This is a genomic window from Novosphingobium profundi, assembly GCF_018491765.1.
GTDB lineage: Bacteria > Pseudomonadota > Alphaproteobacteria > Sphingomonadales > Sphingomonadaceae > Novosphingobium > Novosphingobium profundi.
In genome coordinates, this window is the sequence record NZ_JABWCU010000014.1 from 116,705 (window position 1) to 138,720 (window position 22,016).

Genomic DNA, 22,016 nt, shown 5'->3' on the forward strand with positions numbered 1-22,016 from the left:
GGAATGAATGACATGACGGTTTCCATCCGCACTTCGCTTTGCCTCGCATCCGCCCGGGCCCGTCGCGGCCGCTGGCTGGCCTCAAGCACCCTGGCTCCGGCGGCGCTCGTCGCGCTGCTGGGCCTTGCCCCGTCGGCGCGCGCACAGACGCTGCCGACCGGCGGCACGGTTGCGGCAGGTTCGGCCAGCATCGCCACCACCGGCACGGCGACGCGCATCACCCAGACCAGCGACAAGGCCATCATCAACTGGGACAGCTTCTCGGTGGGGCAGGGCGCGAGCGTCATTTTCGCGCAGCCGGGCAGCGGTGCGGCGACGCTCAACCGCGTGACCGGCGACACCGCCTCGACCATCGCCGGGGCGATCACCGCGACCGGCTCGGTTTACCTCGTCAATCCCAACGGCATCGCGATCACTTCGAGCGGCACGGTGCAAACCGGGGGCAACTTCGTCGCCTCCACGCTCGACATCGCCGATGAGGACTTCCTTGCGGGCAAGCTCGCGTTCACCGGTTCGGGTGCCTCCCGCAAGGTTTCGAACGCGGGCACGATCTCGGCGGGCTCGGGTGCCTTCGTCGCGCTTCTGGGCGGCGCGGTGGCGAACAGCGGTACGATCCGCGTACCGCTCGGCAAGCTGGCGATGGGTTCGGGCGAACAGATCGCGCTCGACCTCAACGGCGACAACTTCCTGCAGGTCGCGGTTCCCAGTGCGCTGGTGACGGGCGAGGGCGCGCTGCTCGACAATAGCGGGACCATCGTCGTGACCGGCGGCGCGGTCGTGCTGAAGGCCGCCGTGCTGAAGGACGCGGTGCGCAACGTCATCAATATGTCGGGCACGATCAACGCCGACAGCGCCGTCGGCGATGCCGGCACGATCCACCTGATCGGCGGCGCGGACACGGCCAGCATGGCGGGTACCGTGACGGTGAGCGGCACGCTTTCCGCGCAGGCGACGGGCGCTGGCGGCAACGGCGGTTTCATCGAGACTTCGGGCGAGCACGTCGATCTTTCGGGCATTGCCGTCTCCACGCTCGCCGCGAACGGGACGACCGGGACCTGGCTCATCGATCCCACCGACTTCACGGTCGCTGCCTCGGGCGGCGATTTGACCGGAGACGCGTTGTCCAGCCAGCTGGCGAGTTCCAACGTGACGATCCTCTCGAGCCAGGGCGCGAGCGGGAGCACGGGCACCATCACGATCGACGACGCCGTGACCTGGAGCGCGAACACGCTCACGCTCGATGCCTATGGCGACGTCGACATCAACGCGGTGATGACCGCCAGCGGCACGGCCGGTTTCGCCGCGATCGTGGGCGACACCGCTCTTGACGGTACGGGGTCGGACAGCGGTTCGCTCAATTTCGGGCTGGGGTCGGGCGGCTTCACCGGCGTGCTCAACCTCGCCTCGACCGGGTCGTTCAGTCTCAACGGGCAGGACTACACGATCCTGACCTCGCTGGGTGAGGAAGGCTCGACCACGGGCCGCGATCTCCAGGGTATCCAGGGCGACCTGGCCGGATACTACGTGCTGGGCAGCGCTATCGATGCCAGCGCGACGGCAAGCTGGAACGACGGTACGGGCTTTGCCCCGATCGGTAGTGGCTCGGGCACTTTCTCGGGCAGCCTGCTGGGCCTTGGCCACACGATCTCGGACCTCACGATTGCCTCTACCAGCGACTATATCGGGCTGTTCGGCTATGCCTCGGCGTCCTCTACGATTGCGTCGCTGGGCCTCGTCGACGCTTCGGTCGGGACGACGGGCAGCTATGTCGGGGCGCTGGCCGGATTCAGCGCAGCCTCGATCCGCCAGACTTACGTGACGGGCGCGGTGTCCGGATCCATCGGCGTGGGCGGCCTCGTGGGCTATAACAACCAGGCGACGATCGAGGACAGTTTCTCGAATGCCACGGTAACGGGCGGCTTGGGCGTTGGCGGCCTCGTGGGCGGGTCCTATGGTGGCACGGTCACGCGAAGCTACGCTACCGGTTCGGTTACCGGCAGCGACGACGAAATCGGCGGCCTGATCGGCGCGACCCTGGGTGCGACGATCAGCGAGAGCTACGCGACCGGCGTGGTCACCGGGGTCGACCATGTCGGCGGCCTTGTCGGCGAGGACGCCGGCAGCAGCACGATCAGCGCAAGCTATGCAACCGGTGCCGTCTCGGGCAACTCGAGCGTTGGCGGGCTCCTGGGCTATTCATCCGGCGGCACGATCAGCCGGAGCCATGCGACGGGGACCGTCACCAGCACGAGCAACTACACCGGTGGCCTGGTCGGCTATCTCGATTCCGGTTCGATCGGCGAAAGCTATGCGACCGGCGTTGTCTACAGCGCTTCCAGTGTGGCCGGCGGACTGGTGGGCTACAACACCAATGGCGCGATCACCCAGAGTTACGCGACAGGCAGCGTGACCGGCAGCGACCAGGCCGGCGGCCTCGTCGGCAACAACAGAACCGGCACGATCACCCTGAGCTATGCCACCGGGAGCGCCAAAAGCAACGGCTACACCGGAGGGCTCATCGGCTACAACAACGGTGGTACGATCGTCTCGTCCTACGCCACCGGCTTCGTCGACGCGACCCGCGCGGGAGGCCTGATCGGCTATAATAATGCCGGCACGATCACGGACAGCTACTGGGACAGCTATTCGACCGGCGCGAGCGGTTCGTACTACGCGGGATCGGGCACCTTGACCAACGTCAGCGCGGTGACGTCCGATCCCGGCCAGAGGGGGGCCTCGAACTACGCCTTCAGCGCTTCGGCCTATGGCAACTTCGACAGCGCCGACTGGGTGTTCCTGGATGGCGTGCGCCCGATGGGCAGCTGGGAGCAGGCCGAGGTCGTCGACGGGGTCGCCACGATCACCAACGCGCACCAGCTCCAGCTGATCAACGCGACGTCGACGACGCTCTCGCAAAGCTATGTCCTGGCCAACGATATCGACTTGTCCGAGACCGGCGCGGTCACAAGCGGCGACAGCGCGAGCTATGCGGGCATGTGGAGCGGTGCGGGTTTCATCCCGCTCGGCACCGATGCCGATGGCCCGGTGCTCAACAATTACGCCGGCTTTAATGGACGCTTCGATGGCGACGGGCATGTCCTCTCCCATCTCACCATCGTGCGTTCCTCGGACTATACCGGTCTTTTCGGCATGGCCGGTTCGGCCGCGAACATCACCGCTGTGGGGATCGTCGATGCCCGGATCACGGCTTCGGGCGAATACAGCGGAGCACTGGCAGGCTGGAACGAGGGCACGATAAGCGAGGCTTTCGCGACGGGCGAGGTATCGAGCAGTTCGTACTATGTGGGCGGCCTGGTTGGTGTCAACCTCGGTGGGGCGATCCGAAATGTCTATGCCGATGTAACTGTGACGGGTTACAGTAGTATCGGAGGCCTGGCCGGCTACAGCGATGGGACGATCAACCAGGCCTATGCGATCGGTGCCGTGACCGGGAGCTCGGTCGTTGGCGGGCTGACCGGCTATAACTGGGGCACGATCGCGAACAGCTATTGGGACAGCTATGCCACGGGCCAGGCCAGTGCCTTCGGTAATACCTGGGCGGCCCAGAACGTAGCATCCGTCAGTTCGGACCCGGCCGATGCCGCCGAGAGCTACTACGCCTACAAGGCCTCGGCCTGGAGCCAGTTCACTACCGACGAGGGGGCTTCGAACGTCGATACGGTGGGCGGGCAGGATCTGACCTGGCGGCTCTACGAGGGCTATACCGGGCCCCTGCTCAAGGCCTTCCTGACCACGGCGACGCCGAGCAGCACGGTCGTCTACGACAGCACCGACCGGTCCTCCTCGCTGACCCTGCACGCGCTCGACGGCTCGGCGCTCGACAGCTCGCTGATCTATGGCACCGCGTCCTATTCGTGCACCGGCGGCGATGTTTCGTGCACCAACGTGGGGACCTATACCGCAGGGGTCGGCGGGCTCTATTCCTCGCAGCTGGGCTACGACATCGTCACTCAGGGCACGCTGACGATCACGCCGGCCTCGCTGAGGATCACCGGCGCCAGCGCCAGCTCAACCTACACAGGCCTTGCGCAGACGCTGGGCAGCACCACCGTTTCGGGCCTGCTCGGTTCGGACAGCGTGGATAGCGTGACCGGGACTGCGCAAGGGACGGATGTCGGCACTTATGCCCAGATCCTGGGCGATGCCACGGGGACCGGACTTGGCAATTACACGATCACCTATGTCGATGGATCGCTCACGATCACGCCGGCGGCGTTGACGATCACCGGGAATACCTCGCAGAGCACCTACACCGCTTTCGCGCAGGCCAATGGCTACACGGTCACCGGCCTCTTGGGCGCGGACAGCGTGGCCTCGGTCGCGGGCCTGGCCGGGGGCACCGCTGTGGGGAGTTACGCCGATGCGCTGTCGGGCGCCTCGGGCACGGGCCTGTCGAACTACACGATCACCTACGTGAACGGCGGGCTGACGATCGATCCGGCGGCGCTGACGATCACCGGGAATACCTCGCAGAGCACCTATACCGCCTTCGCGCAGGCCAATGGCTACACGGTCACCGGCCTCTTGGGCGCGGACAGCGTGGCTTCGGTCATGGGCCTGGCCGAAGGCAGCGCTGTGGGGAGTTACGTCGATGCGCTGTCGGGCGCCTCGGGCACGGGGCTGTCGAACTACACGATCACCTACGTGAACGGCGCGCTGGCGATCGACCCGGCGGCGCTCACGATCACCGGCGCTACGACCCGTACGACTTACGACGGGGCGCTTCACACGAATGCCTATTCGGTCAGCGGCCTGCTCGGCTCGGACGGTGTCGAGAGCGTGTCGGGTCTGGCCAGCGGGGTCGAGGCGGGGACTTACGTCGACAGCCTCTCGCAGGCGAGCGGTACGGGTCTGTCGAACTACGCGATCCGCTATGTCGATGGCTCGCTGACGATCGATCCGGTCGCCTCCGAGCCCATTCCCGAGCCCACTCCCGAACCTGCCCCCGAACCCGCCCCCGAGCCGGAGATCGCGCCGGAGATCGCGCCGGGAGGCGCGGCCGCCTTCCTCCCGCTGTTCCAGATCTCGCTCAAGGGGGCGGGACGGCTTGCCCCGGCGGACCTTTGGCTCGAGGGCGCCCGCAGCGAGCCGGGTGACGAAGCCGCGCCGGGTTGCGGTTCGCTCCACTATGGTCGCGAAGGGGGCGTCGGAAGCGGAGCGAGCTGCCGTTGAGGCCCGCTCAGGCGGCGGCGATACGGTCGAGGCGCGCGCGCGTCTCGGCCGTCAGCGCGAGTTCGGCCGCGGCGAGATTTTCGAACAGGTGCGCTCGGCGCGAGGTGCCGGGGATGAGCAGCAGGTTCGGCGAACGGGCAAGCAGCCAGGCGAGCGCAAGCTGCATCGGACTGACCGCAAGTTCCCCCGCGATCGCCGAGAGCGCGTCCGACTGGATCGGGCTGAACCCGCCCAGCGGGAAGAAAGGCACATAGGCGATCCCCTGAAGGGCCAGGTCGTCGACGAGTGCGTCGTCGGCGCGATGGACCAGGTTGTACTGGTTCTGCACGCAGGCCACCGGGGCGATCGCCTGCGCCTGGCGCACTTGCGCCGGGGTAACGTTGCTGAGGCCGAGGTGGCCGATGAGCCCTTCGTCGCGCAGCCGTGCCAGCGTCGCGAACTGTTCGTCGAGCGGCCCTTCGCTCGGCTCGTGGATATCGCCCATCAACCGCAAATTGACGAGGTCGAGCCGCTCGAGTCCAAGGTTGCGCAAGTTGTCGTGCACCGCGCGGGTCAGATCCTCGGGGCTTTGCGCCGCGAGCCAGGCGCCGTCCTGTCCGCGCACCGCGCCGACCTTGGTCACGATCAGCAAATCGTCGGGATAGGGGTGGAGCGCCTCGCGCAGGATCTGGTTGGTGACGTGGGGACCATAGAAGTCGCTGGTGTCGATGTGGTTGACCCCCGCTTCCACCGCCGCGCGCAGCACCGCGAGCGCCTCGACGCGGTCGCGCGGCGGCCCGAACACGCCGGGGCCGGCCAGTTGCATCGCGCCATAGCCCATCCGGTTCACGGTGCGTCCGGCGAGCGGAAAGGTTCCAGCCTGGGATAGATCGACCATTTGTCCTGTCTCCTGAGATTGTCTGGGCGCGATATGGACTTCGCATCGATGTTCGATAAGTCTTCCAGATCAGGACGGGCTGTTCGGGATTTGGGACAATGACGATGGACCTCGACGATCTTCGCGCTTTCGTGGCCGTGGCCCGCGCGGGCGGCTTTCGCGAGGCCGCACGGGTGGCAGGCGGCTCGGCTTCGGGGCTCAGCGAGGCCTTGCGGCGGCTCGAGGCGCGGCTGGGCGTCCGCCTGCTCCACCGCAGCACGCGCAGCGTTTCGCTCACCGAGGCGGGCGCACGGCTCTACGCCCGGCTGACGCCCGCGCTCGGCGAGATCGACGCCGCGCTCGAGGCGCTCGAAGCGCGGACCGACGAGCCGGCGGGAACGCTGCGCCTGAACGTGCCCGCCAACGTCGCCCGCACCGTCCTGCCTACGATCCTTCCGGAATTCCTCCAGGCCCATCCCCATGTCCGGGTCGAAGTGACCGTGGAGGACAGCTTCGTCGATATCCTGGCTTCGGGCGCCGATGCCGGCATCCGTTACGAGGAACGGCTCGAGCAGGACATGATCGCCTTGCCGATCGGTCCCCGCCAGCAGCGCATCCTGACCGCGGCCTCGCCCGCCTATCTCGCCGCGCGCGGACGGCCACGCCACCCGGGTGACTTGCTCGACCACGCCTGCCTGCGGCTGCGCTTTGCCAGCGGTGCTCCGGCGACCTGGGAATTCGAGAAGGACGGCGAGGTCCTGCGCATCGATCCGCCGGGGCCACTTCTCGTCCAGCCCGGTTCGGCGTGCGATCTGTTGGTCGAGGCCGCGCTCGCGGGCCTCGGGATCGTCGCCCTGTTCGAGGACTGGCTCGCCCCGCACGTGAACAGCGGCGCGCTCGAGACGATTCTCGAGGATTGGTCGGCGCCGTTCTCGGGCCCCATGCTCTACTATTCAGGACGGCGCCAGTTGCCCCCGCCGCTTCGGGCCTTCGTGGACTTCACGCGCGGGGGCGCATCGGGTCGGGTGGTCTAGCTGTCGATCGCGCGTTGCGCGCGCGCGCTGCGGGCCTCGCGCAAGGTGGCGGCCACCTCTCGCCCCGGGGTCGCCCGCTTGGGAACGGCGATGCGCTGCGAGAGGTAGATGCCGTTGTGGCCCGAACAGAGATAGGCGATGAAGCAGGCGAGCGCGATGGGGACGGCGTGGTCCGCGCCGAACAGTTCGATTCCCATGATCGTGCAGGCAAGCGGTGTATTGGCGGCACCTGCGAAGACCGCGACGAAGCCCAGCGCGGCAAAGAGGTCGAGCGGGGCGCCCAGGAGGCCCCCCAGCGCATTGCCGAGTGCCGCGCCGATGAAGAACAGCGGCGTGACTTCGCCACCCTTGTAGCCGGCGCTCAGCGTCACCGCGGTGAACAGCAGCTTGAGCGCCCAGCTCCCATAGTCGACCGGTCCGGTGAAGAAGCCACTGATGGTGGGATCGCCCGGAATCGCGGACCAGACGCCCAGGCCGAGATAGGCGCGCGTGCCCAGCGCCCAGACCAGCCCGATCACCAGCACGCCGCCCAGCGCGGCGCGGGCCGGGCCGTAGGGGACGAGGCGCTTGAGCAGGCCGCCGAGCGCGTGGTTGGCCTCGGCGAAGGCGAGCCCGGCCAGGCCGAAGGCGACCCCGGCGAGGGCGACCTTGCCGAGCAGCAGCGGCTCGTCGAAAAGCGCGCGGGATTGCATTGCCGCGAACGTGATGTGGTAGGGGGTATGGTGGATGCCCCAGGCGTGGCAGGTCCAGTCACCGACGAGCGCGGCCAGCAGGCAGGGCATGATCCCGGCATATTCGACGCGGCCAAGCGCAAGCACCTCGAGCGCGAAGACGGCCCCGGCCAGCGGCGTCCCGAAGACCGCGCCGAAGCCTGCCGCAACGCCGGCCATGAGAAGGATGCGCACGCCCTGCGTATCGAGCCGCAGCCCCCGTGCGAAGGCACTGGCAAGGCTTCCGCCAAGCTGCACCGCCGTCCCCTCGCGCCCGGCCGATCCGCCCAGCAGGTGGGTGATGATCGTGCCGGCAAAGACGAGCGGGGCCATGCGCAGCGGGATGCCGCCGCCCGGCTCGTGGATCTGCTCGACGATGAGGTTGTTGCCCGCTTCCACCGAGCGGCCCAGGCGGTGGTAGAACCAGGCGACCAGCGCGCCGCCTGCGGGGAGGAGGTAGAGCAGCCAGGGATGGTCGAAGCGGGCGCGGGTCGCAGCCTCGAGCCCCCACAGGAAGGCCGCGCAGAGCGTGCCGACGAGCACCGCCATCGGCACCAGGATAAGCGTCCAGCGCAGCACGCAGAACGCGTGCTGGCGCCGGTCGCGTGCCACGGCCACGAAGTTGAACTGTTCGAACAGATTGTGAAACGTCGCGCGCACGATTCCTCCTTTGCTGCCTTGCGGCGCCAGGTAGGAATCATCGTCCCGTGCAAGGGCGGTTCGGCCCGAATGGCCCGGCGGAAATCCATCGCCGTGGACGGGCCTATGTCGCACCGACCCGAACCGGTCAATGGCTTTTGTGCGATGCAGCAGGAACCGCGCATCTCGTGTGCAAAGGCGCCATGTCGAAACCGGCAGGTCTCGGCTACCGAACGGGGATACCTGCCATTTTCCGTCGGATCGGCGCACCGGCGGTTGCCGGCCCAAGCACGTCGCTCAGCGGACGCTATCCTTGCTTCTGAACCCAATTTCTCCTTGCGCATTTGCGCACCTTGCCAATCGCGCCGAGCCGATGTTAGAACCAATATTCTAATTTATCGAGTTGCGATCTGCAACCGGCATGGGAGATCTGCGAAGATGATGGACCGCCGCAACCTGCTGGCTACGGCAACATTTGGCGCAGGGGCTGTTGTCGGCACGACGTTGTTCGCAGATTCGGCACCTGCCCTGCCCAGTCCCCCGCAAGGTCTGGCGGGGATCGAGGGCCAACGGCGGGCCGACCAGGGGAACGGCACCTATCTCAACCCGATCCTGGCCGGTGACTACCCGGACCCGTCGATTCTCAAGGACGGGGAGGATTACTACCTCACGCACTCCTCGTTCGAAGCGGCACCCGGCCTGCTGATCTGGCACTCGCGCGACCTCGTCAACTGGTCGCCGGTCGGCCCCGCGCTGGAGAAGCCTCTGGGCACGGTCTTCGCGGTCGACCTCGTCAAGCACGATGGTCGCTACTTCATCTACATCCCGTTCATGGCCGCGCCATGGTCCAAGGGACTCAAGAGCTTCGCCAATATCTACGTGATCCATGCCGATGCCATTGGCGGCCCATGGAGCGACCCGATCGACCTGGGCATCAGCGGCCTGATCGATCCCGGCCATGCCGTTGGCGAGGACGGCAAGCGCTATCTTTTCCTGAGCGGTGTCAACCGCGTGCGCCTGACCGACGACGGTCTGGCGACGGATGGCCCGGTCGAAAACGTCTATGACGGCTGGAAATATCCCGAGGACTGGGTGACCGAAGCCTATTCGCTGGAAGGCCCCAAGTTGTTCCGCCGCGGCGATTGGTTCTACCTCGTGACGGCCGTGGGCGGCACCGCGGGGCCGCCGACCGGGCATATGGTGGCAATCGCGCGATCGCGCTCGATCAACGGCCCATGGCAGGACTGCCCCCACAACCCGATCGTCCACACCTGGAACCCGCAGGACAAGTGGCTCTCGCGCGGGCACGCCACGTTCCTGGAGGGGCCCGGCGGCGACTGGTGGGCGGTCTATCACGGGTACGAGAAGGGCTACTACACGCTGGGGCGCCAGACCCTCTTGGAACCGATCACTTGGGATGCGGACGACTGGCCACGCGCCAAGGGGGGCGATCTCTCGCAACCTCTGCCTTCCCCCCGCGGCGGCCAAGCCGGCCCGAACGGCATCGCCTGGTCCGACGACTTCACCGTTCCCTCGCTCGGCACCCGCTGGCGTTTCTACAACCAGGCGCCGGGCGAAAGCGAACGCGCCCGCATTAGCGGCGGCAAGCTGGAACTCGCGGCCAAGGGAAGGGGCCCGCAGGATTGTTCACCGTTGACGCACCTCGTCGGCGATCACGCCTACGAATGCACCGTCTCCCTCGAACTGGACGGCACGGTCGAGGCCGGGCTGCTGCTGTTCTTCGACGACCGCATGTTCCTGGGTCTGGGCTGCGACGGCAAACGCATGGTGAGCTATCGCGGCGGCAAGGCCAGTTACTGGCAGGAACCCGTCACACCGAGCCTCAAGGTGGACTTGCGCATCGTCAACGATCGCAACATCGTGACCATGTACCACCGGGTACCCGGCGAAGACTGGGTGCGTCATGGTGTGCGCAGCGAAGTGTCCGGTTACAACGCCAACACCATGGACGATCTTTCCAGCCTGCGACCGGCCCTGTTCGCCAGCGGCAAGGGCACCGCGCATTTTCGCGACTATCGCTATCGCGCGTTTGGAAACGGAAACCCGGCATGATCCGCGGCACGATCGCTAGGCGCGTTGCGGTGCGGGTGAACCTTGGCAACGACTTGGCCGGCGATCGCGACGCTCGCAGAGACGTCCAACCACACCCGCCAGGCCGCGCGCATGAGGTTCGGGCGACCGGCTCCTTGGGAAAAGCTGTCATTCGCGGATGGCTAGCGAATCCCGAAGCGCAGGGGCCATGCATTTTCGGGTTGTCCTCTTCGCCCAAGTCCACAGGCGCGAACGCGTAACGGGGGGCTCGCCGAGAAGAGATGCGGCCATTTCGATCCCGTTTCAGACGGGCTGTGTCATCGATTTTTCAATGGCATGGCAAAGTTCGTCGTGAACGCGCTCGGATGGTGGGGCGATCCTGGCAAGCCCTTCGTAGAGTTCGCATAGTTGGTGGATCGCATCGTAGCCAAATGTGCCGGCGACGCCCTTGATGGAATGAACGATTGCCAATCTTGCCGCCAGGTCCTGATCAGGGCGGGCGAATTCGGCGAGGAAGCGCGCAAGGTCGTGCCGGCACTGGGCCAGCAGGCGTTGCTGGACATCGGGCGGGAAGGCCATGAGAAATTCGTTTGGCGCGTCGTCCGGTGGCGCTTCGTCCGGCACCCAGTCGAGCGCGTGCGCGATGGCGGCCCGGATCATGTCCTCATTGAAGGGCTTGGTCAGGATCGCACAGGCTCCGGCCGCGAGCAGATCGTCCTGTCGTTCGCCCTTCGAATACGCCGTGAAGCCCAGGACCGGGACATTCCCCTTGGCGCCCGGCAACTTGCGCAGAAGGCGTATCGTCTCGGCGCCGTCGAGGCCTGGCATGGCGCTGTCGACCAGGACCAGGTCGAAGGGGGCTGCGATCAGCGCATCTATGGCCTCGGATCCACCGGCTACCCCTTCGACCGCGCAGCCAAGCGCGCTCAACTGGGCCTGGGCGGCGAGCCGTGTCGCCGCCGTGTCGTCGACGACAAGGACCCGTAGGCCGGGAGGCATGGTCATGGCGGGAAGCTTCGATGCCGGAACAGCAGGTGCTGTGCGGTCGGCGTGGAGCGGCAGGTCGACACGGAACACGCTACCTTCCCCCGGCGCGCTCTCGATGGACAAGGTGCCTCCCATCAGCTCGACCAGTTCGTGGACGATCGAGAGGCCGAGGCCCGTGCCGCCGAACCGGCGGTTGGTCGAATTGTCGGCCTGGGCGAAGGGATCGAGAATCCGCTTCAGTGCCTGGGGCGCGATGCCGATGCCGTTGTCGGCCACCTGCAGCCGATAGCTGTCGGCCCCGGGTGGGTGTTCGCAGCGCACCACGACCGCGCCCTTCTCGGTGAACTTGACCGCGTTGCTGACGAGATTGGCGAGAATCTGGTGCACGCGGCCGGGGTCGCCGACCACCGTGAATTCGTCGGGTTCCTCGATCTCCAGCGCCACGCCCTTCGCCTCGGCCCGGGACCGGAACAGGTCTACCGTGTCGGCCATGACGATGCCGGGATCGAAGACGCGCGAATCGAGCTCCTCCTTGCCGGCTTCGAGCTTGGCATAGTCGAGGATGTTGTCGAGCATGGTCATCAAGGTGCGGGCGTGCGCCTGCGTCGCCTCGATCAGGCGCGGCATGTCCGCGATCGGCCAGACGATGCTGTCGCGGTGCCGGGCCAGCAGCTCGAACGTCGCGAGAACACCGGTCATGGGCGTGCGGATCTCGTGGCTCATGACGGCCAGGAAGCGCGAGCGCGTCTCGACCGCACTCATCGCGGCGTCGCGCGCCCGGCGAAGGTCTTCCTGGACCTTCATCGGCTCGGTCACGTCCTGGCATACCCCGAAGACGCCGCAGATGCGCCCGTCGCTGTCAAGCTCGGCCGTGCCGCGAACCTCGAGTATCCGGACCCCGCGGTGGCCGCTGCGTGTCCGGATCGTCCTCTCGAAGCCACCGCCATGTTCGAGTGTGGCGCGTATCGCGGCGCGCAGCCTGGCCGCATCGCGCGGGGCAAGGGCATCGAGGTATTCGTCCAGGGCGGGCGGGTGGCGCGTGTCGAGACCGTGCATGGCAAGGACCGAGCGCGACCACGTGGCGCTGTTCGTCGGGGCCGCGAAATGCCAGTGCCCGACGAGGGCGAGGTCCTCGGCCATCTGGAGCAGGCGGTTGGTCTCGCTCAACTGGACGTTGGACGCCAGGATCGCGGCTTCGGCCGCCTTGCGCTCGCTGACGTCGCGGATGGCGACGACGAACTGGGGGGCCTCGCCCTCCATCGCCACCGCGCGAAAGACCGCCTCGACCCAGATCTCGGCTGCGCCGCGGCTCCAGCGAAAGGTGCGCGTCTCGGCCCGCGAGCCGCTGGCAAGGTCGGCGATCGCCTGGCCGACGGGCGCGCGGTCGGCGGGATGGATGCAGGCGAACAGCGACTGGCCGACCAGATCGTCCGCGGCCACGTCGAACATGCGGGCGCTGGCTTGCGAGGCGTAGGCGATGACCCCGTGCCGGTCGATGCGGCAGATCAGGTCCTTGAGGTTGTCGGCCAGCAGCCGCAACTCGCGCTCCTGCGCTTCGAGCCGGAGTTCGGAAAGGCGAAGCTGCGAGACGTCGGTCGAGGCGCAGACCCACCCGGCATCGTCGCCGTCGAGTCCGCTGAGCGGGGCAAATCGGACCTGGAACCAGCGTTCGCCTTCGCCGCGGTAGTCATCGATGCGGATGGGGACATTGGCGGCATGGCCGGAGGCGCGACTTTCGTCGAGCGCGGCCTCGATGGCATGGCGCGCGTCCTCGGGCAGACGCACGCCGAGGCGTTCGCCCTGCAGTTCGTCGATCGAACGGCCCGACATCCGCGCCATGCCCCGGTTGGCGTAGACGATGTGCCGGTCGGGATTGATCGTGCAGATCGCGATCGGGGCGGTTTCGGCCAGTTCGCGAAAGCGCTTCTCGCTTCCCAGCAGAATAGCGGTCAGGCGGTTGCGCTCGCTCAGGATGATGGCGATCGGCAGCACGGTCAGCACGCAGCTGGCGATGAACAGCTGGAGGAGGAGGACGCGTGTCGAGGGCTCGTCCTGCGCCGCCGCGATCGGGCCGAGGCCGGCCACGGTCAGCAGCGCGGCCACCACCGCCACGATCAGGGCGCCCATGCTCGCGCCGAGAAGGCCGGTGCGGAACACCGAAAGACACAGGACCGGGACGAGCAGGTAGATCAGCGGTAGCGGCTGCGCGAAGACGATCGCCGACATGGCCAGCAGGACCGCGCCGTAAAAGAGCGTTTCGACGACGTCGATGCGAAGCACCTCGCCGCGCAGGACAAGGCGGCTGTAGGCTGCCAGCGCCAGCGGCACGATCACGCAATACCCCAGCGCATGGGCGAGTTGCCATTCGATCGCCCGTTGCAGGATCTTGCCTTCGCCCGCGGCGAGCCGGAACACGCTGATCGCCGCGGCGGACACCATCGGCGCGGGACCCATCGTGGCAACGAGAAACTGTGCGAGGCCGCGCAAGTTGGTGAGATCGACCCGGCGGCCCGGCGGAAGCTCGATCAGCCGGCAGGCAATCGCGACCTCGCTCAGGTTGACAAGCGCCAGCGCCAATGCCTTCGTCACCGAGCCATCAAACGCGAACGCGCACAGGAACAGGGTGAGGAAGGCGAGCGCCAGCAGTCCTCGGCGCTTGCGGGGGTGGACGACGAGGATCGCGGCGAGAACGCCGGCATTGGTGAGCCAGATGGCCTCGAACCGGGGGTCGATCCGGATCAGCAGAAAGCCGAGGGAGGCCGTCGCCGCCACATAAAGCACCATGGCCAGGCGCCACGACAGGCGATTGTCGCGGGCGGTTTCGGGCAAGGCGAGAATGCGTTCCAGCGGTCAGTGGTCCCTTGGCGTGGCGGCAGGGGCAGGGGCGGTCATGGCGCGGGCGGTCACGTCGCCGCGACCGGTCCGCCATGGCCCTGCCACCGCTCGCGCTTGCGGTAGAGCGTGGAGGGGCTGACCCCGAGGTTGCGCGCGGCCTGGGGCAAGTTGCCTTGCGCTTCCTCGATGGCCTGTTCGATCGCCAGGCGCTCGATCTCGTCGAGCGTCAGCCCCGACAGATTGACCAGGCGGGTGGCGTGGGGATCGTTGGCAATCTGCGCGGCATCGGAGGAGGGCAGGGGCGAGGGCGCGGCATCGGTGCGGGGGGGCTGGATCGGGCCGGCGACGTCGAGGGGGTAGAGAGGACCGGCGTGCATCACCGCACTGCGCCGCACGGTGTTCTGCAACTCGCGCACGTTGCCCGGCCAGGGGTGACGGCGCAGGAGCTCCAGCGCCTGGGCATCGAAGCGCCCCGAACGCTTGCCCTCCTCCTCGATGAACCGGCGCAGGAATTCGCGCGCGATCAGTTCGACGTCCTCGCCGCGATCGCGCAAGGGGGGCAGATGCAGCGGGATGACTGCAAGACGGTAGTAGAGGTCCTCGCGAAAGCGGCCTTGCGCGACTTCCTCGAGCGGATCGCGGTTGGTCGCGCAGATCACGCGCACGTCGACCGCCTCGGGCTGGGTCGCGCCGACCGGCTGGACCTGCCCGGTCTGCAGGAATCGCAGGAGCTTGACCTGCAGCTTGATGTCCATCTCGCACAGTTCGTCGAGGAACAGCGTGCCCCCGCTGGCCGCGCGCGCGGCGCCGGGGTTGTTGTCGATCGCGCCGGTGAAGGCGCCCTTGCGGTGGCCGAACAGCTCGCTTTCGAGCAGGGCCTCGGGGATCGCCCCGCAATTGACCGCGACGAAGGGCTTGCCCGCGCGCGGCCCCGAGAGGTGGATCGCCTCGGCGGCCACTTCCTTGCCGGTGCCGCTTTCGCCGGTGATGAAGACGGTCGCGCGCGACTGGGCGACGTTCTCGATTGCGCGGTAGACCGCATGCATGCCCGCCGAAGCCCCCACGAAGCCATGGAAGCGGGCGCGGGCGCTGTCCTGGCGCTCACGCGCGGCCTTGCGTTCGAGTACGGCGTGCTGTGTCGCGTTGCGCAGCGTGGTGAGCAGGCGCGCCGGCTTGATCGGCTTGACGAGGAAATCGTAGGCGCCGAGCCGGGTCGCCTGGACGGCCCGGTCGATCGATCCGTCGGCCGTGGCGACGATGACCTTGGTGACCTCGGTGATGCCCGATAGATCGGCGAGCAGGTCGAGCCCGTCGCAATCGGGCAATTGCAGATCGAGCAGCACCGCATCGAACGCGACGCCCGAGAGCAGCAGCGCGCGCGCGGCGGCGCCGGTCTCGGCCACTTGCGCGGTGAATCCGGCGGCTTCGAGTTGCTGGGCGTAGGCCAGCGCCAGCGAAGGCGTATCCTCGACGACCAGAACACGGTTCTTGTTCACGCGTGCGATCTCCCGGCGCAAGGGGCGTCGCGACTGGCGCTTGCCCGACGGGTCCGCGGGCCAGGCTCGAACCGGCCTGTTGCGGCCGGCTTCCAGGCTGGAAGCAGAACCGGACCGGAAGATCCATGACGACACGGCTTCCTGCGACGAGAATCGGCAGCAAGGGTTAATATTTTAAAAATACTAGAGATTTATACTTAAAATCATCCGCAAAAAGTGATTCGAAAGCGCGCTTTGCAAAGCATTTAAAGGCGGCTGCGACTCGATTTATTCAGGGTGCATAATGGGATATTTTACAATACGTTATGCAATAATTATCGTACTTGGCAGCGCGCTTTGCGCGTGCGCGACCGGGAGCCCGCCCGAAAATGCCGCCTCCGCGACCTGGATGACCCAGCAATATCCCCTGCAAACGCTTGCTTCGTGCCGGGCCGGCGAGCCGCCCGAACAGTTGCTCGCAGGCAAGGCGATGGATTCGGCGCTTGCGCGCGCGTCCGGTTTCGCGCTTGGCCCGGGGGATCGGGTGCGCCTCACGCTGGCGGGTGACGATGGCCTCGTGACGGGTTTGTACGTCGTCGGCCCGGATGGTTCGATCGTCCTGCCCGGAACGGGGCGCGTGCCCGTGCAGGGTCTTGACGAGATGGCAGCGGGCAACGCTGTCTTCGCGGCCTTGCGCCAACGCGCGATGGTGCGCGGCGAGCGCACGTTCCTCGACCTTCGCCTGGACGAAAGCGCGGGGGTCTGGGTGCAGGTGGGCGGCGCGGTGTTCGATCCCGGCCGCGTCCGTGCAGGCGAACGCTCGGCCGAGGCGCTGGCCGCGCGCGGGCAGGGCAATCCGAGCGGCGACGAGAACCCGATGCGCACGCTTGCCGGTGCGTTGCGGGCAGCCGGCGGGCTGCGACCCGATGCCGACGTCTCCCGGATCTACCTCGTGCGCGGCGCGCAGTGGACACGCATCGACTTGCTCGGCCTCCTGACCGGGGGCGAGGCGCGCGACGTGATCGTCCAGGCGGGCGATCGGATCTTCGTGCCCAGCACCGGGTGCTTCGATGCGCGCCTGGTACGACCGAGCGCGGTGACCGCGCCGGGCATCCGCGTCTACATGTCCAATCTCACCCGTCCGGCGGCAAGTAACGCGTCCTCGGCAATCGGCAAGGAGACGACGAGTCTGCCCTATGGCACGCGCTTTCTGCAAGGGCTGGTCGACATGAACTGCGTGGGCGGTTCGGCGATGAACAAGAACCGGCGCGCGGTGCTCATTTCGCGCAATCCCATGAACGGCCAGAGCATCGCCATCCAGCGCAACATCGAGGACCTGGTGCGCGGCGCGGACCGGGACGCGCGCGACCCCTACCTGATGCCGGGCGATGCGTTGGCGTGCTACGACAGCGGCCTCTCCAACGTGCAGGACGTTGTCTCGCTGCTGGGCAATGTGGCGGGCGTGGCGGCTACCACGATCATCCTCGAGGGGGCCAGCAACTGATGCGGCACGAGGCGATCGAGACGGCCGAACCGCGTCGCCTGGTCCGCGCCTGGTGGGTCTTGCGCGACGGATTGCCCGCGGTGGGGCGCTATCGGCGCTACATCGTCAGCCTGGCTTTGCCGCTGGCGCTGATCTGGGGCCTGGCGCTGGCCTACCTCCTGCTCGCGCCCGATCGCTTCACCAGCAAGATGACGCTGATCCTGCCGGGCAGCGGCGTGGGCGGGAGCCTGACCGTCAACGAGATCGGGCAGGCCTCCTCGCTGACGTCCTCGGCCTTTTCCAGTTCCACGCTCAGTCCGACCGAGAACTACAAGCGGCTCCTGATGGGCGACGGCACGCTTTTTGGCGCGGCCACGCGGCTGCGCATCGCGCCCGAGGCCTATCCCGCGCCCGACGTGCGCCTCACCGACCAGACCAACCTGATCGAGGTTTCGGTCAAGGGCACTTCGCCCCACGACGCGAAGGCCAAGCTGGAAGCGCTCCACGCCGCGTTCCTCCAGAGGCTCGATGACTTGCGTGCCGACGAGGCCGACAAGCGCGGCGATGCCGACCGCGAAGAGATCGCGCGGCTCCAGCGCAAGGCCCACGAGGCGCAGCAGCGCCTGCTCGACTTTCAGGGCAGGAGTGGCCTCGTCTCGGTCGACCAGTTCCGCGCGCGCATGGCCGATCTCGACGCGCTGCGGGCGCGCTACCGCGAATCGCTCACCGACCTCGAGCGCGAGGACGCGCAGACCCGGCGTCTGGCCCGCTCGCTCGGCTCCAACGTCGATGGTGCGCGCATCGCCATGCTGCTCAAGGCCGACCCCGAATTCCAGACGCTGCTCGGGCGCTATGCGCAGATCCGCAGCGGCCTTGCCGAGAAGCAGGCGACGCTGGGCGAGCGCCACGCGCTGGTCAGCACGCTGGACGCGCAGGCCGCGTCGCTGCGTGGCGACCTTGCCCGGCGCGGCGCGGACCTCAGCGGCCTGGCGCCGCAGCGCATCCTGCGCTTCGTCGACTTGGCCGTAAGCGACGGGCGCGCCGCGCTCTACCAGGCGCTCGTGAGCACCGACAGCCAGGCCAGCGGGGCGAGGGCGGCCTCGCGCGAGATCGCCCGCCAGATCGCGGCGCAGAACCGCGAGACCGGGCGCATGGTCGAGGACGCCTCGCGGCTTGCCGATCTCGACCGCGATCTCAAGGTCGCCGATGCGGTGTTTTCCTCCGCTCTCGCCCGGCTCGACACCAACCGCGCCGATCCCTTCGCCTCCTACCCGCTCGTGCAGACGCTCCAGGCGCCCTCGCTGCCGGTCGGCCGCACCTCGCCTTCGCTCGTCCTCGCGCTGGCAGGCGCGGTGGCCGCCTCGCTTCTCGTTCTCATCGGTTTCGGTCTGGCATGGATCCGGCAGCCCATCATCCAGTTCATCCTGCAGAAACTCTGATCATTCGGGCGATCCAGGGAACCTGGATCTTCTACCTGACAGGGGCGCTCTATGTCACCGGCTCGGCGCTGGGCTGGATTCTCGCGCTCATGGCGTGCTGGCGGCTCTACACCGCGCCGGCCCGCCCGCGCGACCAGCGGCCCGGCCCGATGCCGCTCGTGATTACCGTCTGGCTGGTCGCGATGGGCGGCATGGAGATCGCGCTCCTCGCCGGGCATCTCGAAAACGCCCTGGGGCTTGGCCAGACGATCAAGTCCTCGGTAGGCTGGGCCAAGGGCTGGGCGCTGCTGGCGCTCTATCCGTTCGCCGGCGCGGTGCTTCCGATCCGGCCCCAGGCGATCTTCCGCGCGGTGTGCCAGCTCGGCCTGCAGACGCTGTGCCTGCTGCCGCTGCTGCTTGCCGCGCCGCTGGTCGGCCTGCCGAGCCTGCTCTATGTCTCTCCGTTGCAGGTCGTCGGCGGTTCGGGCCCGGAATTCTTTGCGGTCATGCTCTACATTGTCGATCCCGAGAACGGCGCCTCGCGCTGGCAGTTCTACGCCCCCTGGGCGCCCGCCGCCGGGATGGTCGCGGTGATCCACATGATCTGCGCGCTCCAGGAGAAGCACTGGGGCTGGAAGCTCACGGGCCTCAGCGCCAACGTGCTGATCGCGCTGCTGTCCTCCTCGCGCATGGCGATCCTGGCCACGGCTGTCCTGTGGCCTGTGGCGATCGCGGTGAGCCGCCTCAACCGTCCTCTCATCTGGTTCCTGGGCGCGCCGGTGGTGCTTTTCGGCGGCTTGCTGGGGACCACGATCGCGGCCTTCGTCGACAAGGCCATCGACGACTTCAAGGGCGCGCGCGCGGATTCCTCGCGGGTGCGCGCCGCGCTCGGCCGGATCGCGGTCGAGCGTTGGCAGAACGAGGCCTTCTGGTTCGGTCACGGCGTGGTCGAGCGCGGACCGCACATGGTCGAATTCATGCCGATCGGCAGCCACCACAGCTGGTACGGCCTGCTGTTCGTCAAAGGGCTCGTCGGGCCGCTGTGCCTGGCCGTGCCGCTGGTGGTGTCGCTGCTGGCGCTGGGCCGGGCGGCGCTGCGCTCCCCGGCCGGCCGCACCGGCTTCGCGATGGTCCTGACCTTGTGCTTCTACAGTTTCGGCGAGAACCTCGAGGTCCTCGCCTACCTGGTCTGGCCATGCCTGGTGCTGATCGGAACGGGCGCACGAGCCCTGGCTCGCGCGCCCGTTGCGGATCAGGCCGGCTGACCCGCCAGCCGGAAGGGGACGCGGCGCGGCCGGGCACCAAGGCGCAGGCGATGCGTCTCGCCGCGGTCGAGCACCGCGCTCCAGCCATCGATCCGCGCCTGCCGGGCGCCGTGCATGTCGGTGCGGTTGAGCGCTCCGGCGGCCCCCACCTCGAGCGGGTCGATCGCGGCGATGGCGAGCGCGATCGTCTCGGGGCTCGAGCAGTCGACGATCCAGGCGGGATCGGGCGCCTGTTCGGGGAGGCCATCGACGTCGGAGAACAGCGTCGCGCGCCCCGCCATCTTGCACTCGGCACCGACCTGTCCGAACGCCTCCCAGCGCGAGGGAATGACGAGGACGTCGAGATCGGCCATGAACGCGGGCAAGTCGGTGACCTTGCCGGTGAAGCGCACGTTGTCCAATCCTTGCGCCCGCTCGCGCAGCATCGCCTCGTCGGGCCCGAAGCCGCCGAGGTCGAGCGTGTAGTGGTCGTGCGCGAGAAGGTGCATGGCCTCGAGCAGGAGGTCGAAGCCCTTCTGCTCGGCGAAGCGGCCATAGGCGCCCAGGCGCAGCGGGCCCTGCGCGCGCGGGCGGGCGGGCTCCACCGCGTAGAGGCCATGGTCGCCGCCCCAGGGGTAGATCACCGTGGGCGGAAGTTCGAGCCCCGCGGCCTCCTGGAGCCAGCGTCCCTGTCCCTGCGAGACGCAGACGATCTCGTCGCAGGCCTCGCACCACAGCCGCAGCAGCGCGCGGAAGCGTCCCGGCTTGCCGACGTGGCGCGCGGCCCAGGCGCGGGTGTAGCTGTGCTCGACCTGGATGATCCGCGCGCCCGGGTTGCGCAGGCGCAGCATCGCCAGATAGGGCAGCGCGCGCCAGCGCGGGGGAAAGTGAACCAGGATGAGGTCCGCGTCGAGGCAGGGGGCGAGCGGGCTGGCGGGATCGACCTCGACCACCCGGTTCTCCATGCGCGCGGCAAGGCTGGGGATCTCGAACACCGCCAGCCCCCGCGTGACGCCGCCCAGGTTGACGTCGTCGAGAAGGTGCACGGTGCGAAGCGGCGTGGTGTTGGTACGGGTCATGCCTTGGCTCCCTGTCCGGTGTAGGCGGCGCTGAGACGGCGCGCGAAAGTTGGCGGCAGGAGGCGTGCGACGAGCGCTCCCGCCAGGGTCTGGAAGGTCTTGCCCGGTTCTCGCAGGGCGATCGCGGGGCTCGAACGCAAGGCTTCGCGCAGCAAGGCGAGGGCAAAGGCGCCGTCGCCCAGTTGCACCGCGCGGCGCGCGAGGTAGCGCAGCTGGAACGCCTTGGCCTTGGGCAGGTAGCGCGCCATGTAGGCGGGGGCATCGCGCATGAGGCCTTCCATCGCACGCGACCAGGCCTCGTACTGCTGGGGAATGCGCGCAGAGAGCCCGCCACCGATGATCCGGTAGTCGACCAGCAGACCCTCGATGCCCTCGAAGCGGCAGTCGTGGCGCAGGGCGAGGCGAAGCCACATCTCGATGTCCTCGGACTGGCGGAAGCTCTCGTCGAACCAGCACAGGCGCGTGGGGTCGCTGGGGTGGGGGAAGACCGCAAGGTCGAGCGCGCTGCGGCGGATGACCGGGGCCGAGCCGTTGCCGACGGGATTGCGCATGAGGATGTCGGCGGGCGACACCCCTTCCAGCTTGGGTCGCATCGCGATCTTGAGCGGCTTGCCCTGCTCGTCGATCAGCCGCGAGCCCGAGTAGCTGACGTCGACCCGCGTGTCGGCGCCCAGGTGGATGGCGTGGAGCATGAGCTTGGTGGGGTGCCAGCGATCGTCGGAATCGAGCAGCGCGATCAGGCTGCCACGCGCTTCGGCGATGCCGGTGTTGCGGGCTCCGGCAAGGCCCCGGTTAGCCTGGCTGACGATGCGGATGCGCGGGTCGTCGAAGCCGAGGCAGATCGCCAGGCTTGCATCGCGCGAGCCATCGTCGACCACGATGAGCTCGAAATCGGTGAAGGTCTGGTCGAGGACGGACTGGATGGCCTCGGCGACGTAGGCCTCGACGTTGTAGACCGGCATGATGACCGAGATCAGGGGAACGGGTGCTTGGGTCATGGTGGAAACTCCG

12 protein-coding genes and 1 riboswitch are annotated in these 22,016 nt (G+C 67.9%); of the genes, 6 read left to right on the forward strand and 6 right to left on the reverse strand.

Going from position 1 to position 22,016, the window contains the following annotated elements:
- Positions 1 to 12: 12 nt before the first annotated feature.
- Positions 13 to 5,193: a beta strand repeat-containing protein gene (locus HT136_RS17040; protein WP_214201009.1), complete on the forward strand. Its 5,181-nt coding sequence runs from the start codon at positions 13 to 15 to the stop codon at positions 5,191 to 5,193.
- Positions 5,194 to 5,200: 7 nt separating this feature from the next.
- Here the strand turns inward: HT136_RS17040 and HT136_RS17045 are convergent, their stop codons facing one another.
- A complete protein-coding gene (locus tag HT136_RS17045; RefSeq protein ID WP_214201010.1) occupies positions 5,201 to 6,070 on the reverse strand; it encodes an oxidoreductase in 870 nt (289 codons plus the stop codon).
- Between the two features lie 98 nt (positions 6,071 to 6,168).
- Here HT136_RS17045 and HT136_RS17050 point away from each other — a divergent pair, with 98 nt between their 5' ends.
- Positions 6,169 to 7,083 carry a LysR family transcriptional regulator gene (locus tag HT136_RS17050; RefSeq protein WP_214201011.1) on the forward strand — a complete coding sequence of 305 codons (915 nt, stop codon included), beginning with the start codon at positions 6,169 to 6,171 and terminating at the stop codon, positions 7,081 to 7,083.
- Here HT136_RS17050 and HT136_RS17055 read toward each other — a convergent pair.
- Positions 7,080 to 8,453 carry a voltage-gated chloride channel family protein gene (locus HT136_RS17055; protein WP_214201012.1) on the reverse strand — a complete coding sequence of 458 codons (1,374 nt, stop codon included), beginning with the start codon at positions 8,451 to 8,453 and terminating at the stop codon, positions 7,080 to 7,082. The two genes, HT136_RS17050 and HT136_RS17055, sit on opposite strands and share 4 nt — an antisense overlap.
- Before the next feature lie 24 nt (positions 8,454 to 8,477).
- Positions 8,478 to 8,555, reverse strand: a riboswitch (Fluoride riboswitch).
- A 315-nt stretch (positions 8,556 to 8,870) separates the two neighbouring features.
- Here HT136_RS17055 and HT136_RS17060 point away from each other — a divergent pair.
- Positions 8,871 to 10,505, forward strand: a complete 1,635-nt coding sequence (locus HT136_RS17060; protein WP_214201013.1) for a family 43 glycosylhydrolase — start codon at positions 8,871 to 8,873, stop codon at positions 10,503 to 10,505.
- A gap of 282 nt (positions 10,506 to 10,787) precedes the next feature.
- Here the strand turns inward: HT136_RS17060 and HT136_RS17065 are convergent, their stop codons facing one another.
- Complete coding sequence (locus HT136_RS17065; protein ID WP_214201014.1) at positions 10,788 to 14,300, reverse strand: PAS domain-containing protein; 3,513 nt, start codon at positions 14,298 to 14,300, stop codon at positions 10,788 to 10,790.
- 74 nt (positions 14,301 to 14,374) lie between these two features.
- The gene (locus HT136_RS17070; RefSeq protein ID WP_343222225.1) at positions 14,375 to 15,802 is read right to left on the reverse strand and encodes a sigma-54-dependent transcriptional regulator; all 1,428 of its coding nucleotides are present in this window, start codon (positions 15,800 to 15,802) and stop codon (positions 14,375 to 14,377) included.
- Between the two features lie 388 nt (positions 15,803 to 16,190).
- Between HT136_RS17070 and HT136_RS17075 the strand changes: the two genes are divergently transcribed.
- From HT136_RS17075 to HT136_RS17085, 3 genes are read left to right on the forward strand one after another with little or no spacing between them, the layout of a single operon-like run.
- Complete coding sequence (locus HT136_RS17075; protein ID WP_246543812.1) at positions 16,191 to 17,285, forward strand: polysaccharide biosynthesis/export family protein; 1,095 nt, start codon at positions 16,191 to 16,193, stop codon at positions 17,283 to 17,285.
- Positions 17,285 to 18,703, forward strand: coding sequence for a GumC domain-containing protein (locus tag HT136_RS17080; RefSeq protein ID WP_214201016.1), 1,419 nt, complete (start codon positions 17,285 to 17,287; stop codon positions 18,701 to 18,703). Before HT136_RS17075 ends, HT136_RS17080 begins: the two co-directional genes overlap by 1 nt.
- Positions 18,658 to 19,947, forward strand: a complete 1,290-nt coding sequence (locus HT136_RS17085; RefSeq protein ID WP_214201017.1) for an O-antigen ligase domain-containing protein — start codon at positions 18,658 to 18,660, stop codon at positions 19,945 to 19,947. Before HT136_RS17080 ends, HT136_RS17085 begins: the two co-directional genes overlap by 46 nt.
- Here the strand turns inward: HT136_RS17085 and HT136_RS17090 are convergent.
- Both HT136_RS17090 and HT136_RS17095 read right to left on the reverse strand, forming a co-directional pair.
- Positions 19,935 to 21,005 (reverse strand): glycosyltransferase family 4 protein, encoded by a 1,071-nt coding sequence (locus tag HT136_RS17090; protein WP_214201018.1) that lies wholly within the window; start codon positions 21,003 to 21,005, stop codon positions 19,935 to 19,937. The two genes, HT136_RS17085 and HT136_RS17090, sit on opposite strands and share 13 nt — an antisense overlap.
- Positions 21,002 to 22,003 (reverse strand): glycosyltransferase family 2 protein, encoded by a 1,002-nt coding sequence (locus HT136_RS17095; protein ID WP_246543813.1) that lies wholly within the window; start codon positions 22,001 to 22,003, stop codon positions 21,002 to 21,004. Before HT136_RS17095 ends, HT136_RS17090 begins: the two co-directional genes overlap by 4 nt.
- Between the last annotated feature and the right edge of the window lie 13 nt (positions 22,004 to 22,016).

Excerpts from the sequence above, each read along its gene's own strand:
- HT136_RS17040 (WP_214201009.1), top strand. The coding sequence starts at position 13 with ATGACGGTTTCCATCCGCACTTCGCTTTGCCTCGCATCCGCCCGGGCC.
- HT136_RS17045 (WP_214201010.1), bottom strand. The coding sequence starts at position 6,070 with ATGGTCGATCTATCCCAGGCTGGAACCTTTCCGCTCGCCGGACGCACC.
- HT136_RS17050 (WP_214201011.1), top strand. The coding sequence starts at position 6,169 with ATGACGATGGACCTCGACGATCTTCGCGCTTTCGTGGCCGTGGCCCGC.
- HT136_RS17060 (WP_214201013.1), top strand. The coding sequence starts at position 8,871 with ATGATGGACCGCCGCAACCTGCTGGCTACGGCAACATTTGGCGCAGGG.
- HT136_RS17075 (WP_246543812.1), top strand. The coding sequence starts at position 16,191 with ATGACCCAGCAATATCCCCTGCAAACGCTTGCTTCGTGCCGGGCCGGC.
- HT136_RS17080 (WP_214201016.1), top strand. The coding sequence starts at position 17,285 with ATGCGGCACGAGGCGATCGAGACGGCCGAACCGCGTCGCCTGGTCCGC.
- HT136_RS17085 (WP_214201017.1), top strand. The coding sequence starts at position 18,658 with ATGGATCCGGCAGCCCATCATCCAGTTCATCCTGCAGAAACTCTGATC.
- HT136_RS17090 (WP_214201018.1), bottom strand. The coding sequence starts at position 21,005 with ATGACCCGTACCAACACCACGCCGCTTCGCACCGTGCACCTTCTCGAC.
- HT136_RS17095 (WP_246543813.1), bottom strand. The coding sequence starts at position 22,003 with ATGACCCAAGCACCCGTTCCCCTGATCTCGGTCATCATGCCGGTCTAC.